Origin of the sequence: Weissella sagaensis (assembly GCF_005405285.1) — a bacterium.
In the GTDB taxonomy this organism is placed as follows: Bacteria; Bacillota; Bacilli; order Lactobacillales; family Lactobacillaceae; genus Weissella; species Weissella sagaensis.
The window spans coordinates 1-15,637 of record NZ_BJDT01000011.1 but is presented as its reverse complement, the minus strand read 5'-3'; the positions used below and the strand labels follow the sequence as shown (position 1 = coordinate 15,637).

Here is a 15,637-nt window from a genome sequence, read left to right as displayed (position 1 = left end):
TGTGGCTGACAAATGCGCGGTAAATGCGCGCTTTATGCGAACTAATAGCGAACTTTTTTATCATTTGTACTCTCGATAATCATATGTATCTGCAAATGCTTCTGCAAACCCTAAAAATGCTTCATTGATAATCTCTTGTCCACGCTTTGATGAGTAACCCGTACGTTCTTCAACTTCTAGCCACTTCAAACCTTTAAAATAACGCAATTCTAGGAACGATCTATGCGGCTGCTTCATCCCCTGACAAGCTTGAATCACATCATTTAACCATTTAGATGCTTGGGCGTGGATTGAATATTTATCATCACTTGCATTTCCAGTCATACCACCACTTGGCATCCCACTTATCACTGGCGACTTCACGTCTACAAAACTAATGTGTGCTCTGCTTTGAATAATTGGCCAATCGTGTTCAAAGAAACGACGGACATTCTCAATTGTTGCTTTTTCATCTAACTCAAAATCACCTAATAATCCTAACAACCCCATTAGAACAACCTCCACGTAAACTTTTATCTTATTTCATTTATTGGCATCCGTTAACCCAAACAAAACCGGCTTACACAATTTCTTGCATAAAACGGTTTTACATCTGCTACAATGTTCCAAAATATCCTAATATAGCTATTGCCAACAGCATTAAGAAGAATATAAACGTAATAAATTTTTCCATTTTTCTAATTCATCACCTCAATCACCGTTTCGCATATCACGCCAACAATTGTTACTAAGGCTATTAGAAGCATTGCTAATTTGACAGGCTTAATATTTTTCATAACTCAGCTCCCCTTGTTTCTTCGACTAGTTCCATATTTTCATGTCTGTTACCTATGACTTTTAAATTATAAATATCAGAATGTGATAAGAGAGGTAGAATATTATCTCGTACATTTTTATACTTGAAACAGAAACAAGCTTCTAAGAATGTAATTTCATCAAATCCAATACTTCTTCTTGTTCCTGTACGCAATACCTTAACAATATCCCCTTCATAGATTTCCGTATCGTTCATATCTTTTAACCCAGTCCACTGTTCAGCAACACAGCCTTGGTTATCTGGTACATCATCAAAATACTCGTAATCAGTACTTTCAATGATTCCACCATCCTCACCGATTGCATAAATACCTGCATGATCACTACTGAAATAGCAATGATACATCTCATTCCAAACTCTGAATTTAATTTCTCGTGTCATTTTTATACGGGCTCACAGTCGTCTCACCCTTGGCTGTTTTGTCTAACGAACACTAACAACTTTATGAAGTTCAATCATCATTGGCTCTTCATTGGGGATGGTTTCATCATTGAATTTGATTTGACGATCATTCACATAATCACCAACATGATATTTTTTCTCCAATTCATGAATCAAACGCATCATTTCTTGTCTGTCAATCTTAGTGTTATTCTCTTTTTTCTGTGTATATTCACTACTAGACCCCAAACTAATCACTCCAATCTATTTCTACTCGTGGATTGGCTTTATCAACGCCCCTGAAATCGTCATATGTCGCTACTACGAAGTTTAAGTTATCGTTTGGCATAAATACCTGACCACGTACCGAACTCGCCTGAAACGCATCAAAAATGAACTTATGCGTAAAGGTCCAGTTGTCTAAGTCTGTTCGTCTGTCAGGAAAGTACCAATCAAACTTAAATTTGGTATTTTTTTCAATCGGTGCTACACCGTTAACCATTGCTCGGTCAACTACTGGCATGATTTTGGCTTGAATTTGATGCTTACGTTTATTCGCAATCATTCGTCCAGCTTTCATACCATGAATCATGATCCAATTGTTTAAAGTCATCTTGACCATTCGCAGCTTACCTTGTTTTTTCATTGGCAAGATAAACGCCGTTAATGGTATTACTAGTTTTGTCATTTAAAACCTCTTCAAAACTTGGTGGCCTGTTGCTGTTAATCCAGTTTTAGCTTTATTAGCCATTCGTTCAGGCCGTGTATTTCGTAACTCAACTAACAAGTTCCATGAAGCCTTGCCCATTTCTTCAACAGTGTTATAGCCTAGCTGTTTAGCTAATTTCTCATTTTGCTTTTGAATTTGATCAGATGTAGGTATAAGAACGTTTGATTCTCGTTGATTATCAGTTGATCTTTCATTTCTGTTATTTTCAAATTTGACCATTTCATCAACACTAGTTAATCCATTTGCAATCCATGTATCAACATAATCTTTAACATAACCACCGGTCATTTTTTTATTAGTTGTCAGTCCTTTTTTCTTAACTAGCCTAATAGCTGAAATTAACATCTTTTTTGCTTCAAGATAGTCATGAGTTTGATTTTGTAGTTGAGATAAAAATTTAATAATGTCATTGTTTGAATAACCATTGTATTCAATGTCTGCTAACTTCCACTCATTTTCTACCTGTGAATCTGCTTGTTTATCCATAATTTATATCTCATTTTATGTGTGTTGGTGCTGGTGTTAATTGCTAACTTTATTCCCATACTTTGATAGCGGCTACTCCAACACCAGCGCCTTGATATTCTTAATAATTGATATTCTTATAATATTGATATTCTTAGGGTGTCCTTTTACTACATGTCGTTTTTAAGACATGTGGCTAACCCCGTCGTATCAACGTTTACCAGATGTCCCTTTTGCGACATGTGGTAATTCGTGTAAAATACGCTCCCATTCAACAATTTGACCGCGTTTATTTCGAACGGTGTTGCGGGTAATATAACCAGCTTTTTCAAGCTCAGAAATGTTATTTGAAACCCACCGAGCATTATGCCCTAAATCTTTAGCAATCTTACTGTTCCTAAAAATCCAATCGTCTGACATTGATAACATGTACATCAATAATCTAAATGCACTATTCGATAAACTTGCATCACGTAATGTCACATTTGGTATTTGGCTAAAATGACTTTTACGTCGTTCTCGTCTGATCATTATCAATCTCCTTCATTCGTTTATATGTCATAATTCCGAGTTGATTTAGCGTTTGAGCATTTAATTTAATGCCTTTGACGTGATATTTTTTCTTGAAAGTAGGCCAACCTAACTGATGTGCTTCCTGGTGGTGTTCTCTGCATAAAGCAATTAAATCTTTTTTTCTATGATCAACAAGAGCTCTATCATTTCCCATTCCTACCGTATCGATGTGATGAACATCAGCACGTTCCCCACAAATGACACAGGAACGATACTTCAATGACTGGTACATATATGCATCCAAATCGTCCTGATAAGTTAGTCCACTGTGCATCATTGGTATGTGATGTTTAATTGCATAATCTAACAAGAAAGTGATAAATTCTCTTGCTGTCGTCATATCAGCATCTGAAAAGCTAAAATAAGGATGTCCCGTCTCTGCTGTGAACAAATATTTCATCCACTCTTTGGCTTCTTCAGGTAAATATCCCGTGTATTTAGCAATCTCTCCCATCACGGCATAAGCTTTCTTACGTTGCAAGTTACTCAATTGTCTTTCATCTTGTACTTCAACGACCACTTGTGGTTGACCATCTTTAGTAAAAAGAGACAAATTAGCTAGCTCTTCACGATTTTCAAGATTAATAACCACTTGATTACCTTTGATGGCTGTAATTCGTCCCCATAAATCCATTTACAAAACTCCTACATGTTCTGGATCAACACGATAGGTTGACCGATATAATCGACTATATGTTTTTGCTTGAACAGGTTGTACTTCACCGTTGATTAATTTCACAATATGGTCTTGATTAGCTAGTATTTCACGCATTCCACTATCCAAAGTATCTTGGTCAATCTTATAAATATCAGCCAATGGCTCATCCTCTTTGCTTACAGCAACCACGTACACTTCAAAATCTTGACCCGTCATTTGCTTTAACATTTCTTGATATGCTGCCATTTGAATGTGATAACCACGACTAACAAAGAAATTTGTATATTCATTGTAGTAATCAGACCATTCACCACCAACTAAGCCATGGAATTCTTTCAACGATTTAACAGTTTTAAAATCTATAAAATACTGTTCTTCTAAATTGACTGCATCTAACTTCCCACGCCATGCAACTCCATTGATATCGCCATCAATCACATATTCTTTGTCAGGCGCTCCATTAACGAGCGCCATAATCACAGGGTCCAACTTAATTCGTTTAATCATCTTTTGAGTTACCTTAAATTCACTCTTTAACTCACCTTTTGACTTACCACGTTGTGAAATGATTTCTGGATGATTATCTTTAAATTCTTGATGTGCTTCTTTACTTTCAAAATATGAATGCAAGAAGTTGCCAACTAGTAAAGCTGTTTTATTTTCAAAAATGTCGTAAGTTCCTGCCATATTGGCAAGTGCTTCAGCTTCACCATTGAATAAAAAGTTTTTAAAGTTTGATGCATGCATGTGAACATATGCATCTTTTGGATCATAATAATTTAGTTCTTCTGCCATAACTATTCACCTTCTTTCGAATCATTAAACAAATCGCCTAGACTAAATCCACCATCATCATCAAGAATGATTTCTTCATCATCGTCTACTTCTTGTGATTTTTGGTACTGATCTACAATTTCTAGCAATTCATTCTTGGTTAAACCTTGTTGATACGGAATTTGATGACTATCTAACCAGCTTTTAATTTCAACTACCGTATTCTTACCATCTACTGTCTCAGGAACGTCTTTCACAGGTTCTTCAGGTATTTGTTCATCTTCATGTGAAACGTCATTAGAAGTTGATTCTGGCTGTTCTACAGGTTGTTGTTTTTCATCATTTTTTTGTGGTTCAACTTGCTTTTGTTCTTTTGGGTTTTCAGCTTGCTTAGGCGCAGCCTTAGCCATTCGTGACAAAGCATTTTGTTTTGGTTTCTCAACCGTTTGTGGAGTAACATCCTTTGGATCATCACCAAATTCATTTGCTGTCGTACCATTGATTGCAGCAATCAAATTATCATCATCACTAGATGTGTTAATGATATTCTTCGCAGCACGATTGATAACGGTACGTTTAGCCATTTCTTCAGGGAACTTCTTGTGCACGTTATTAGTCCGTGCTTGTGTCCAAGATGTGTCGATTTGTTTCTTAGTCATGACTTCATATTGCTTATGTCCGTCAGCCTTAGTGATAACTGCATATGCACCAATGATTTCGTTATCTAACTTCATGAAATCAGTGTGATGAGCTACCACTACTAGCCCACCATTGTCATCATAATCAACATCAAACTGTTCATCCTTACGAACAACATAAGCTTGAATATCTTCAATATCCTTCAAGCGTTTTAAGACTTGTTGTGTTCCGAAATAAGAACGTTGCATTTGTAATTGATTGCCGTAAGCGATGAAATAGACTTGAGTTTTAGCTGGACTTAATCCCTGTACAACCATATCGAACAATGTTTTCTTAATTGAATCAGCTGAAACTTTGTTAATTCCATTGACTGTTGGTAACATTGCGACTGCCTCTTGCAAAGCATTAGCAACATGATAACCATCAGGAACTTTGAAACCTTGTGATTGAACCAAGCCCTTAAAATCGGCCGTTACTGAGTTTGCAACTAGTTGTTGTGATGCTGTATTTGCGATATTAAAAGTCTCTGTCATTTTGATATTCCTCCGTATTAACTGCACTTCCGTATGAGATTAAGTAAGCCATTGCTTTCTCAAGGGGAATATATTCATTGTCGATTTCGACAACGTCATCCCCAATTACGATTTCATCACCTTCAAAATCATAGCCCCAAGGCTCTTCATCATCTGGTGGATCTACCAAGTCATTTGGCATAAGCGCCTCCTTATGTTAAGTTAGAAGGGTAATTGAGCTTCTAATTCAAATTACCCAAGCCATCACTCACGCCAATGAGTAGATGGCTATTTTTATTTAAAAATTGATATAGATTATTTGATAACCATGGTGCTACCAAAGCATCTGTTCTCAATGTCCTAAACATTCGAATAGCATCCGTTTCTGTTCCAAGCTCTAATGCAAGCTCTTCATCAGTCATGCCAAGAATGCCTGCAATCGCAACAACTCTTATAAAATTTATACGAGACATCATGTTATTTTGAATTTCCATCATCTCTAATTCCTTTTAACCGCTCATTTGCAACTTTTTTACCGTCAGTTAAAACAAAAATAAACCAGGCTACCATCAAGAATCCTAAGCTGATAATGCGACTGATAACTTTTAAAACCAGTGCCAATTCATCCCAGAAAAAGTAAATCAATCCAAGTAACATAAGAACTGCTATCATTGGAGCAATGAAATTATTAAATGCGATTTGTAAAGCTAATAGAAAATCTTTCGTTCCTGTTGACATATTATTGTTGCCCCCTAAATTACTTTGCCGATTACCTATCTTCTTTTATTTGTAACTTCCGCAGCATGTTCTGCAATGTACTGTTGAACTTTTCTACCGTGATATAAAAGTTGTCTCTCCCCTTTCGGAATTGTCAATCCTGGCTCAGCTTCAACCCGTCTACGCCAGTAAAGATTGAAATCGTTCAAACTCATGCCACCCAAGTAATCTTCTAAAGTCCGTTTGCTTTTTGGCGTTTTATTTGTCCGATTTAATTGAACAAATTCATCATGATGTAGAATATTTTGTTCTGCTAATGCAACTGCTTGTTCAACAACTGACTCACTCAAATGTGTCAGCATTTCTATTGGCAATTGTATTGTTGCTCCTTCTGCCATTATCTATACCTCCAAATAATTCTTAATTAACATCACTAACCAATTTTCATTTGATCATCACTTGCAAGAAACTTATTAACAAAATATTGCTGTCCCTTACCGGTAACCTTGGTTGTAAAAGTTAATCGAATTGACCCATCCGGATTTGTATGAGAACTCTCTTTCACTTCGAATAACCCTTGGTCAATGTAACGTTGCGTTGGACGGTTGCACTGACTACCCGATTTGTGTAAATAGCCATTATCACGTAGATATGCAAATAACCTGTTTTGCCCGATTTTCACACCATTTTGTGAAATCAACTTAGCTAAATCACCAACCAGAATTGATTGCTTACTTGTATTTACTGCATCAGCAAATACTGCTTTAGGTTTCATCTCTTCAATAATTTTGTCCTTGTGGTCTAACATCATTTGAGCTGACTTCAAACCCATTGCCATTTGCATTCGTGGATCCGACATTAACGCTTTGTGGTCCTTCTCAACTTGGATGAAATAATTACGAATGTCTTGTCCTTTTTTGGTGCGACTCATCATTGACAGTGACTTTGCCATTTCGATAGTTATTTCAAAGTCATCAAGCTGAAGGACGGCACCATTGTTAACAACCGTACCCGTTTTCACAGTTGTAAAATCAACGTCTCGAATAAACAGCTTTGAGTTTGTGTCAAACCAAGCGCTAAATCGTTTCTTAATTTCCAGAGCTTTATACAAGTCACGGGCACTAACTCGTTGCTCACCTTGTTCAGTTTCATGAACTTTAATTAATTCATTATTCATTTTTACTTCTCCTATATTCTTTCTTGCTATAATTTAATTTGTGAGTGTCGCAATTCTCTCTACATTGACGAAAGGAGCAACTAACTCATGAGCGACAATTTTATTAATTTTAATGTTGAAACATCAGGATTTGATGATGTTCTTGCTCACCTAGAAGCAATTCAGCAAGTTTTAGGTGAACATAAAGCATCTGAATTCTTTACACCAGAATTTATGCAAAAACATAATTTTCAGCAAAAAACTTTTATTGAGTTTTTAGATTTCAATAATTTCAATTCTGATATTGATGATATTTCAGACGATGCCATGGACCATGCCATCAATAATCAATCCGATTTTAATAATTGGTCAGATGCACTAGATAGTGCTGTGGATGCCTTTATTGAACGTGCACAAAAGCTTTAAAAGATTCAATTTCGTTTAAAGTTTTATTTAACTCCTCAATTTGTGTTGCAGCACGATTGAGGAGTTTTTTTAATTCATCAACATTTTGTGTAACTTCAACAGAATTTATTGCCATTTTATATACCTCGTTCAATTGGATTTCGAGATTGAAGGTTAGATAGTGCTTTCAACCCTTCTTTGGTAATATTCAAACTCATGCCACGAGTTTGAATTTCCAAAGTTTTTAATATTTCAGAAATAGCTAAATTTAGTTCATTCTCGGATGTCTCATCAACTAATTCGCTGATGAGACTTTTTATTTGCTCAACTTTTCCGTTTAATTCTTTAACCTTTAGTCCGTTAAAAATTTGAATATTATTTGACATAGTTTTTCCTCCTTTAAAAACTTTTAACAATACCCATTAAATGGGAAACGGCTAGAAAAAAATAACATCCTCAAAATTAACATGAAACAAATTCAACAATCTAACGATTTGATCGGCTCTTGGTTGAACTCCTTTATTCTCCCAAGATTGCACCGTACTTACTGATACACCAATCTTTTCAGCTAGTTGAGGCTGTGTCATGTTGTTATTTGCTCGGAGTGCTTTCAATGTTAATTTAACGCTCATTTTGAAACCTCCTTTTACTTGATGTGATTATTATATACCCATTAAATGGGTAAAAGCAAGGTAAAATACACTTTTAAATAGGAAAGTCCCATTTAAAAACTTGAAAAACTACGTAAAAAGCAGTAATATCAACGTATCGAATAACTAATTAAGAAAATATTAAGAGGTTAAAAATGGCTAATAAAGCAACTGAAATAATGGCAGAGAACATAAAGCTCTACCTAAATAAGAATGGCAAAACTCCGGCCAATCTAATAGCTGATCTTGGCATTAAAAGATCAACTGTCTACAACTGGTTGAATGGCGTATCTTACCCCCGCATTGACAAAATAGAACTTCTAGCAGGCTACTTCGGAATTACTAAAAGTGACTTAGTAGAAGATAAAACAGAAACAAATAAAAAATCTACCAGCGATGAGCCAGTAGATCTAGATAAAGCATTGTCAGAAGAAGGCATGGCTATGTTTGATGGCCAACCATTATCAGAAGAATATAAAAGAGCCCTTCTTGCTATGCTTAATACCATGAAAGATAACGGTAAGTAAGCTTATGCACGAAGAACTTTTAAGGCAGTTATTAGCTATGGCTGAAAAGTCAGGCATTGTAATAACTGATATTTTAGGCGGGCCAAATGACCCAGACGTTGCTTTTTGCAACGATAGAATTATTAACATAAATCGTAACTATAATTCACGTATTAGCGTTGCATTTAGGTTAGCTCATGAGATTAGTCACATTGAATTCTCTAACCCGTCATTCCTATACAGGTTCTCCCCTTACATCAAGAATAAGGAGGAACGAGAAACTAATGAACGAGCTATCCGCATAATTGCAAGGCTAGTATACATAGATACACCTAATGAATATCGCAACTGGTCAGATTTTATGACCGAATTTAACCTACCTAGTTGGTTTGAGCCACTGGTTAAAGATTTGATTTATGAGTAAACAAAGAAACCACTCGTGAAGATGGCTACGGAGGATTTAAAAATGTCCAATAGTAAATCGAACATGCAGATATTACGTGAACTAAGTGAAAAGCCTCATAATGGTGATTTTACTGATGAAGAACATCAAAAGATGAAGCAGTGGAAAAAAATATTTGATGAGACTATAGAAGAAATAAAAACGGGCGCTTATAAAAAATAAATATTAGGAATTATCGAATAATCATTATGGAAAAAAATAAAATAAAAGTATCTACATTCAACTTTTTAAAAAAAGCGATTAACATTGTATTTCTAGTTTGGATGATATTAATCTTTATCGGTTCAATTAGATCCACTCATTTAAACATAGCCGAAGTGTCTCCAGAACTGTTTACACTTATTTCACTATTTGCAATATGCATAGTTATATATTTTGCATCAAACAACATTAAGTCATTTATCAAAAATAAAGTAACGCCCCTAGTGTTGGGTTACAAATTAACTTTGCTATCTATTTGGTCACTTTTATTAATAATTGGGCAGATAGTTTTCATAGCCCAAACAACCACTACAATTGGATTTGACGTTGGTGGTGTAGTTGGTCAAGTAATTTATGGTACTTCAATGCCTAACTATTTTAGTTATAATCCCAACAATTTACCACTTCTATTCTTAGAAAATTTTTGGGGCAGTCATTTCGGGGCGAATTGGGTTTCATTTAATGTCATGTCGTTATTAAGTACTGATTTAGGATTTATAATCACTATATTAACGGCTAGATATATTAACAAAAATAGTATGTACACAACCTGGTTACTATCTTTACTGCTTTTAGGTTGTTTTCCTTACATAATCGTCCCATATACCGATGTATTAGTTTTGCCGTTAGTAAGTCTGGCATTTTTAGGATACTTAATTGCTAAGAAAAACAATAATCTATATATAAAATTATTAGGTTCCTTATTAATTGGAATTTTTGGAACACTTTCATTTTTACTCAAGCCATCATCTGTAATTTTCATTATCGCTATTATCTTTGTTGAAATATTTTATTTATTATTCAAAAATAAAAAAGTAAAGGTATTCTATATTATTTCAATTTTGTTAGTTAGCTTTGGTTCCGCTTTTGGTGTTAAACAAATATATAACTCTTACTTGCATGACCAACAATATATTAAAGTCAATCCTAGTATGAAAAAACCACCAGAATTATTCCTTGCTATGGGTATGGTTGGTAACGGGGGTTATAACACAATGTTAACAAACACGGTAAACTCATTGAAAACACAACATGAAAAGAAGACATTTGCAGTAAAACAAATCAAAGATACTCTACACAGTTATGGTATTTTTGGTTACCTACAATTTTTGCTTAAGAAAAATACAAATAATACTTCAAATGGTGCTTTCGGTTGGTTACAAGAAGGTAATTTTATACTTGCTCCTGCAACTAACAGGTTACAACAGCTTGTTTACCCGAATGGTTCACATTTACTTGATTATTTTTTTATTTCACAGATTGTATGGATCATCTTGCTCGTAATTTTAACCTTGGGATATAAATCACCCCAAAAATTAGAATCTATCATAATGATATTAAAATTATCAATTATTGGTTCATTAATGTATCTTCTACTCTTTGAAGGTGGCAGAAGTAGATATTTAATTCAATTCTTACCACAAATAATACTGTTATCTGGTATATATTTAAATGTTTATTTTACAGATAATATGTTCGTAAAAAATAGTGATTAATAAAAAAGCCACCCTATTGGTGGCGTACATATACCCACTGAAAGGAAATATAATGAGGCTATGGCATGAAAAGTTAATACCTAAATTACCCAGGCAACAATTGCTTGGCTAACATAGAGAATGCTGTGCACTTCGTGGTGGTGGCTGGGGTAAGAAACACCGAACGGTCGATTATGTATTCACCCACTCACCCTACAAGTTATTTCAGTTCCATGAAAAAGTGATACATGAAATGCAGAGTCGAGGCTACCAGCCTAATGAGCTTTGGCTAGATCCATTATATCGAGGTACTAAAGTGCCGCCATATGATTCATTACCAGCTGTGAAGCTAGCATCACCCATTTATCCTGAACATGATGATACCTATCTTAACGAATGCATTGAAAATTTGGCAAGTAAAGGTATTGAGATTTAATAGTAAGTCCACTAATTGGTGGCATACATATACGTGCAGAACGGAACCACGTTAAAAGCTTTGGGGAATTTACTATGTTTGGAATAGAATTTGGCTTTAATATATCTTCTAGTGTTACTACTGCCTCTAAGAAAGTCAAGATAAGAAATAAGGGAAAATTAAAACATTTCTTTCCAAAAGATTACACGGTCATTGATATAGAAACAACTGACTTATCACCTGAATGGGGAGCCATAATTGAAATTGGCGCAGTTAAAGTGATTAATAATGAAATTGTGGATACGTTTGATAAACTCATTAATCCATGTTTCCCTGATAATTATGATTTACCCAGTTTCACTAGTGAATTAACAGGAATTTCAAATGATGAAATTAATAACTTTGGTCACTCTAAATCAAATGTGTTAGAAGAGTTTTTAGACTTCGTTAGCGATTCTATCATAGTGGCACATAGAGCATCTTTTGATATTAATTTTATTTATGATGAAATATTAGAAGAATTTGATATTGAATTTAAAAATAACTATATTGACACATATAATTTAGGGCACTTCTATGCATTTAAAAGTCCTGAAATGAATAGACATCGAGTTATTGATTTTATTAAAAAATACAATTTATCTAATGAGGATGGTTTTAATCACACTCATCGCGCTTTAAATGATTCATTGTTCGAAAAACAAATTTTCGATTTAGAAAGAGAAAAATTAGGTGATGACTGGTCCGTTCAACATGGTACTCATAATAATAATAAATACGAGTATAAAACATTTAACGCTAATCTAGATGCAGATGAAACAAATTCATTTTATGGTCTAAATGTCGTTTTTACAGGTACTTTAGAAAAATTTACAAGAAATGATGCTCATGAATTTATAGCCAATTTAGGAGCTACACCACAAAAAAATGTTAGAACTGATACTGATTTATTAGTTGTTGGTTCTTACCAAAACAACACCAAAGAAGATAATAAGTCATCAAAACAAATTAAAGCTGAATCTTTTAATAAACAAGGAAAATCTGAAATTTCTATTATTTCAGATGAGGAGTTTTTAAAAATGGTTGCTGAAACAATAAATAAATAAAACACGCGTATCCTGCTCTGTGGGACATGTAAAAAAGCCACCCGTTTTGAATGAGGGATAGACAAAATGTTGGTAAATTAATATGCAACATTTATGGTCATTAATTTCTTTGATATATATGTCGGGCTTTCAGAAAAATTCAAAATTTTAATATATAACGTTGCGTTACTAACGTTAAGAAATCGGTAAATTTTATCTTTTATAATTATTTTTAATTCGTTTTTAACTAGTTAAAACAGGAATCTTGAATTTATAATTCTTTTTTACCTCAATTCTAACATTCACACCCGAACGTTAGAATTGACAAAAAAGCAATGTTAATATATATTTATCACATAGATCAAGTTTGGAGGGCCCTGGGAGTAGGTTCCGAACTACCAATTTGCTAGTCTTTGTGAAAACATGGACTAGCTTTTTTTGTACTCGGAGGTACGCAATGGCAAACAACAAACCTTTTAAAACACATCGCCAACAATTAAACATCTTACGTGAACGAGGTCTCAATATTCCAAATGGAAGTCCTGCATTACGTGCACTAGAACACTACGGTTACTACGCTATAATAAACGGCTACAAATGGTCCTTTTTGCAACGAACATCTACTGGTGATGTTGTTCGTCCAGAGCAATTTGTGCAAGGTGCAAATTTTTTAGAAATTAAAGCACTATACGATTTTGACCGTGAACTTAGAGCAATTTTATTTGAAGCCTTGCTACGTTATGAATCAACGCTTAGTGCTACCCTTGCTTATCGTTTTTCCGAAAAAAATCAAGCAGAACACTCTTACCTTGCAATTGACAATTACCGTCCTACTTCTAATGCTGAAACGATGAGAAATATTGTAACGACAATCAGCAACCTATCAAATACGATTAAAAAACAATCAACAAAAGATACGGCTATAAAACACTATGTAAAAAACCATGGTCATGTCCCTCTGTGGGTTCTTGTTAACTACCTTAGTTTTGGTGATTATAACTATTTTTACCGCATAATTCCAGACGACTTACGATTGATAATCGCTAAGGATTTTAAAAAAACACAGCGTCGATCATATGGTAACGAGAGTTTCACGCATGGAATTCGACCGGATGCCTTAGACACCATAAATCATTTGGTAAACATTTTCAGGAATTCTGTTGCTCATGATGAGGTTACATTTTCAAAGAAAATAAAAAAGCCTTCTACGATTGGAGAAATAAAGCAAAGTTTGGGGATTGACTACTCATTTCCAACTAAATCCGGTGTTTTTGAACTAATACTTTCTCTACATGTTGTACTCGAAAAAAAGGACTTTAAGCGTTTGTCAAAGAGAATAATCGAACTATTAGATGACTATTCCAAAGAATTCACATCAATTTCGTTCAACTCAATTTTGAACGACATGAATTTTCCTCAGCATTATAAAGACTATCTTCTCTAACAAAAAACATGCACACTCCCGCCGGCAAGCTAGAAGTGTAGGTGCATATATATTAACAAGCGTTTTTGTTTACTTCTCTCAGTATAACATGACCCAGACAAGTCAATAAACTGTCTAATTTTAAACAAGAAAGGTTAGGTTTAAACTAATGGCAAGCATTTATAAGCGTGGTAAAACTTGGACTGCCAACGTTTTCGTATTGAAAGATGGAGAACGCCGTAGAAAAACAAAATCGGGCTTCAGAACAAAATCAGAAGCGCAGGGCTGGGCAAATGAAATAGAAGTAGCAAAACAAAAACATGCAATTACTTTTAATACGAAAACACCACTTCCCGTTTACTTTGATAAATGGTTTGAAATATATAAAAAACCATTCGTAACGTATTCGACAATCAAGTGGTATGAATTAACTAGTAAGCATCTACACAATGCATTTGAAAATGTCACAATCGAAAATATGACTAGAGCTCGTTTTCAAAAGTTTTTAAACGAAATGGGAGAAAAATATGCAATAGAAACAACTAAAAAAATAAAAATGCACGTTCACCAAATGGTTAATTCAGCTATTGTAGAGGACGTTATAATAAAAGATTTTACTAAGGGTACAAATACAACAGGACTTGATGGTAAAGATAGTGGCCTAAAGTTTTTAGAAGCCGATACAATGAAGTTATTAGTCAATAATTTAGTATCTCGTCCCGTTGATGAACGTCCTGTTACAGATATGATGATTTTAACAGGTCTTCACACAGGATGCCGTTATTCTGAAATTGCAGCACTAGAATGGTCAGATATTAATTTTACTAATAATGTTATTTCAATCAATAAAACTTGGGATAGTCCACGTAAATTATTTAAGCCAACTAAAACAAAAACATCAACTAGAAAAGTTGATGTTCCTGACGTATTAATTAAAGATTTAACTGAATGGTATAAACTACATCAAAATACCACATTTGTATTTACTGGATCTAACAGTTATCCCCCAACAAATGAAGCAGCTAATAAACAATTAACACGTAATCTAAAAGAAATTAACTCTGATAAAATAATTACATTTCATGGACTACGTCACACACATGCTAGTTGGTTATTATCTCAAGGGGTTGATGTGAAATATGTCTCTGAAAGACTTGGTCATTCGAGCATAGATATTACACTTTCAGTTTACACTCATTTACTACAAACTCAAAGAAATGACCAAACAAACAAGTCAATGGCACTACTAAATAATCTTTAGTGCTACAAAAGTGCTACAAAACAAAAAAATACTCTTACAAATCCCTTGATATCAAGGGTTGTAAGAGTCATCGCATGCCGACTGGGGGATTCGAACCCTCGACCTACGGTTTACGATACCGTTGCTCTACCAACTGAGCTAAGTCGGCAATTACTCCGAATGTCGGGCTCGAACCGACGACAGCACGATTAACAGTCGTGTGCTCTACCAACTGAGCTAATTCGGAATGATATGCATCGCGACGTCCTATCCTCGCAGGAGGCGATCCTCCAACTACTTTTGGCACTACTGAGCTTAACTTCTGTGTTCGGTATGGGAACAGGTGTGACCT

25 protein-coding genes, 2 tRNA genes, 1 rRNA gene and 1 pseudogene are annotated in these 15,637 nt (G+C 34.6%); 9 read left to right on the top strand and 20 right to left on the bottom strand.

What is annotated here, in order from left to right:
• Positions 1-60: 60 nt before the first annotated feature.
• From FFM55_RS08785 to FFM55_RS08720, 14 genes are all read right to left on the bottom strand, one after another.
• On the bottom strand, positions 61-489 hold the full coding sequence (locus FFM55_RS08785) for an ArpU family phage packaging/lysis transcriptional regulator (RefSeq protein WP_137600944.1): 429 nt from the start codon (positions 487-489) through the stop codon (positions 61-63).
• 283 nt (positions 490-772) lie between these two features.
• Positions 773-1,198 carry a YopX family protein gene (locus tag FFM55_RS08780; protein WP_137600943.1) on the bottom strand — a complete coding sequence of 142 codons (426 nt, stop codon included), beginning with the start codon at positions 1,196-1,198 and terminating at the stop codon, positions 773-775.
• A gap of 42 nt (positions 1,199-1,240) precedes the next feature.
• Positions 1,241-1,447 (bottom strand): hypothetical protein, encoded by a 207-nt coding sequence (locus FFM55_RS08775; protein ID WP_137600942.1) that lies wholly within the window; start codon positions 1,445-1,447, stop codon positions 1,241-1,243.
• A gap of 1 nt (position 1,448) precedes the next feature.
• Positions 1,449-1,886: a dTDP-glucose pyrophosphorylase gene (locus FFM55_RS08770; protein WP_137600941.1), complete on the bottom strand. Its 438-nt coding sequence runs from the start codon at positions 1,884-1,886 to the stop codon at positions 1,449-1,451.
• Positions 1,887-2,414 (bottom strand): hypothetical protein, encoded by a 528-nt coding sequence (locus tag FFM55_RS08765; RefSeq protein WP_092463962.1) that lies wholly within the window; start codon positions 2,412-2,414, stop codon positions 1,887-1,889.
• A 189-nt stretch (positions 2,415-2,603) separates the two neighbouring features.
• Positions 2,604-2,924 (bottom strand): helix-turn-helix domain-containing protein, encoded by a 321-nt coding sequence (locus FFM55_RS08760; protein ID WP_137600940.1) that lies wholly within the window; start codon positions 2,922-2,924, stop codon positions 2,604-2,606.
• Positions 2,902-3,600 carry a putative HNHc nuclease gene (locus FFM55_RS08755; RefSeq protein ID WP_137600939.1) on the bottom strand — a complete coding sequence of 233 codons (699 nt, stop codon included), beginning with the start codon at positions 3,598-3,600 and terminating at the stop codon, positions 2,902-2,904. The genes FFM55_RS08760 and FFM55_RS08755 overlap by 23 nt, the downstream gene beginning before the upstream one ends.
• Positions 3,601-4,419, bottom strand: coding sequence for a PD-(D/E)XK nuclease-like domain-containing protein (locus FFM55_RS08750; RefSeq protein WP_137600938.1), 819 nt, complete (start codon positions 4,417-4,419; stop codon positions 3,601-3,603). It lies immediately after the preceding gene.
• 2 nt (positions 4,420-4,421) lie between these two features.
• The gene (locus FFM55_RS08745; protein ID WP_137600937.1) at positions 4,422-5,570 is read right to left on the bottom strand and encodes a recombinase RecT; all 1,149 of its coding nucleotides are present in this window, start codon (positions 5,568-5,570) and stop codon (positions 4,422-4,424) included.
• Positions 5,554-5,751 (bottom strand): YqaI family protein, encoded by a 198-nt coding sequence (locus FFM55_RS08740; RefSeq protein ID WP_137600936.1) that lies wholly within the window; start codon positions 5,749-5,751, stop codon positions 5,554-5,556. Before FFM55_RS08740 ends, FFM55_RS08745 begins: the two co-directional genes overlap by 17 nt.
• A gap of 40 nt (positions 5,752-5,791) precedes the next feature.
• A complete protein-coding gene (locus tag FFM55_RS08735) occupies positions 5,792-6,046 on the bottom strand; it encodes a hypothetical protein (RefSeq protein ID WP_137600935.1) in 255 nt (84 codons plus the stop codon).
• A complete protein-coding gene (locus tag FFM55_RS08730) occupies positions 6,027-6,287 on the bottom strand; it encodes a hypothetical protein (protein WP_137600934.1) in 261 nt (86 codons plus the stop codon). The genes FFM55_RS08735 and FFM55_RS08730 overlap by 20 nt, the downstream gene beginning before the upstream one ends.
• Before the next feature lie 35 nt (positions 6,288-6,322).
• Positions 6,323-6,664 (bottom strand): hypothetical protein, encoded by a 342-nt coding sequence (locus tag FFM55_RS08725; RefSeq protein WP_137600933.1) that lies wholly within the window; start codon positions 6,662-6,664, stop codon positions 6,323-6,325.
• A 35-nt stretch (positions 6,665-6,699) separates the two neighbouring features.
• A complete protein-coding gene (locus FFM55_RS08720; protein WP_137600932.1) occupies positions 6,700-7,443 on the bottom strand; it encodes a phage antirepressor KilAC domain-containing protein in 744 nt (247 codons plus the stop codon).
• Between the two features lie 87 nt (positions 7,444-7,530).
• Here FFM55_RS08720 and FFM55_RS08715 point away from each other — a divergent pair, with 87 nt between their 5' ends.
• On the top strand, positions 7,531-7,848 hold the full coding sequence (locus FFM55_RS08715; protein WP_137600931.1) for a hypothetical protein: 318 nt from the start codon (positions 7,531-7,533) through the stop codon (positions 7,846-7,848).
• Here FFM55_RS08715 and FFM55_RS09865 read toward each other — a convergent pair.
• From FFM55_RS09865 to FFM55_RS08705, 3 genes are read right to left on the bottom strand one after another with little or no spacing between them, the layout of a single operon-like run.
• Entirely contained in the window at positions 7,823-7,963 is a 141-nt protein-coding gene (locus tag FFM55_RS09865; protein ID WP_170999687.1) for a hypothetical protein, read from the bottom strand. The genes FFM55_RS08715 and FFM55_RS09865 overlap by 26 nt on opposite strands.
• 1 nt (position 7,964) lies before the next feature.
• Positions 7,965-8,213: a hypothetical protein gene (locus FFM55_RS08710; protein ID WP_137600930.1), complete on the bottom strand. Its 249-nt coding sequence runs from the start codon at positions 8,211-8,213 to the stop codon at positions 7,965-7,967.
• Positions 8,214-8,264: 51 nt separating this feature from the next.
• Positions 8,265-8,459 carry a helix-turn-helix transcriptional regulator gene (locus tag FFM55_RS08705; protein ID WP_137600929.1) on the bottom strand — a complete coding sequence of 65 codons (195 nt, stop codon included), beginning with the start codon at positions 8,457-8,459 and terminating at the stop codon, positions 8,265-8,267.
• 173 nt (positions 8,460-8,632) lie between these two features.
• Between FFM55_RS08705 and FFM55_RS08700 the strand changes: the two genes are divergently transcribed.
• The 8 genes and pseudogenes from FFM55_RS08700 (at position 8,633) to FFM55_RS08670 (ending at position 15,306) form a co-directional block, all read left to right on the top strand.
• The gene (locus tag FFM55_RS08700) at positions 8,633-9,004 is read left to right on the top strand and encodes a helix-turn-helix domain-containing protein (RefSeq protein ID WP_137600928.1); all 372 of its coding nucleotides are present in this window, start codon (positions 8,633-8,635) and stop codon (positions 9,002-9,004) included.
• A gap of 37 nt (positions 9,005-9,041) precedes the next feature.
• Positions 9,042-9,407: a M78 family metallopeptidase domain-containing protein gene (locus tag FFM55_RS08695; protein ID WP_137600927.1), complete on the top strand. Its 366-nt coding sequence runs from the start codon at positions 9,042-9,044 to the stop codon at positions 9,405-9,407.
• A gap of 42 nt (positions 9,408-9,449) precedes the next feature.
• Positions 9,450-9,608, top strand: coding sequence for a hypothetical protein (locus FFM55_RS09860; protein ID WP_165314717.1), 159 nt, complete (start codon positions 9,450-9,452; stop codon positions 9,606-9,608).
• Positions 9,609-9,634: 26 nt separating this feature from the next.
• Complete coding sequence (locus FFM55_RS08690) at positions 9,635-11,143, top strand: glycosyltransferase-like membrane protein (protein ID WP_137600926.1); 1,509 nt, start codon at positions 9,635-9,637, stop codon at positions 11,141-11,143.
• Positions 11,144-11,195: 52 nt separating this feature from the next.
• Positions 11,196-11,558: pseudogene (locus tag FFM55_RS08685) on the top strand (TIGR02328 family protein).
• A gap of 74 nt (positions 11,559-11,632) precedes the next feature.
• Positions 11,633-12,643 carry a BRCT domain-containing protein gene (locus FFM55_RS08680; protein ID WP_137600925.1) on the top strand — a complete coding sequence of 337 codons (1,011 nt, stop codon included), beginning with the start codon at positions 11,633-11,635 and terminating at the stop codon, positions 12,641-12,643.
• 436 nt (positions 12,644-13,079) lie between these two features.
• Positions 13,080-14,066, top strand: a complete 987-nt coding sequence (locus FFM55_RS08675; RefSeq protein WP_137600924.1) for an Abi family protein — start codon at positions 13,080-13,082, stop codon at positions 14,064-14,066.
• Between the two features lie 148 nt (positions 14,067-14,214).
• A complete protein-coding gene (locus tag FFM55_RS08670) occupies positions 14,215-15,306 on the top strand; it encodes a site-specific integrase (RefSeq protein ID WP_137600923.1) in 1,092 nt (363 codons plus the stop codon).
• 75 nt (positions 15,307-15,381) lie between these two features.
• On the opposite strand, the gene FFM55_RS08665 is transcribed toward FFM55_RS08670, so the two are convergent.
• From FFM55_RS08665 to rrf, 3 genes are all read right to left on the bottom strand, one after another.
• Positions 15,382-15,454 (bottom strand) — tRNA-Thr (locus tag FFM55_RS08665).
• Positions 15,455-15,459: 5 nt separating this feature from the next.
• A tRNA-Asn gene (locus FFM55_RS08660) sits at positions 15,460-15,532 on the bottom strand.
• A gap of 7 nt (positions 15,533-15,539) precedes the next feature.
• A 5S ribosomal RNA gene (gene rrf / locus FFM55_RS08655) occupies positions 15,540-15,637 on the bottom strand; the annotation flags it as partial.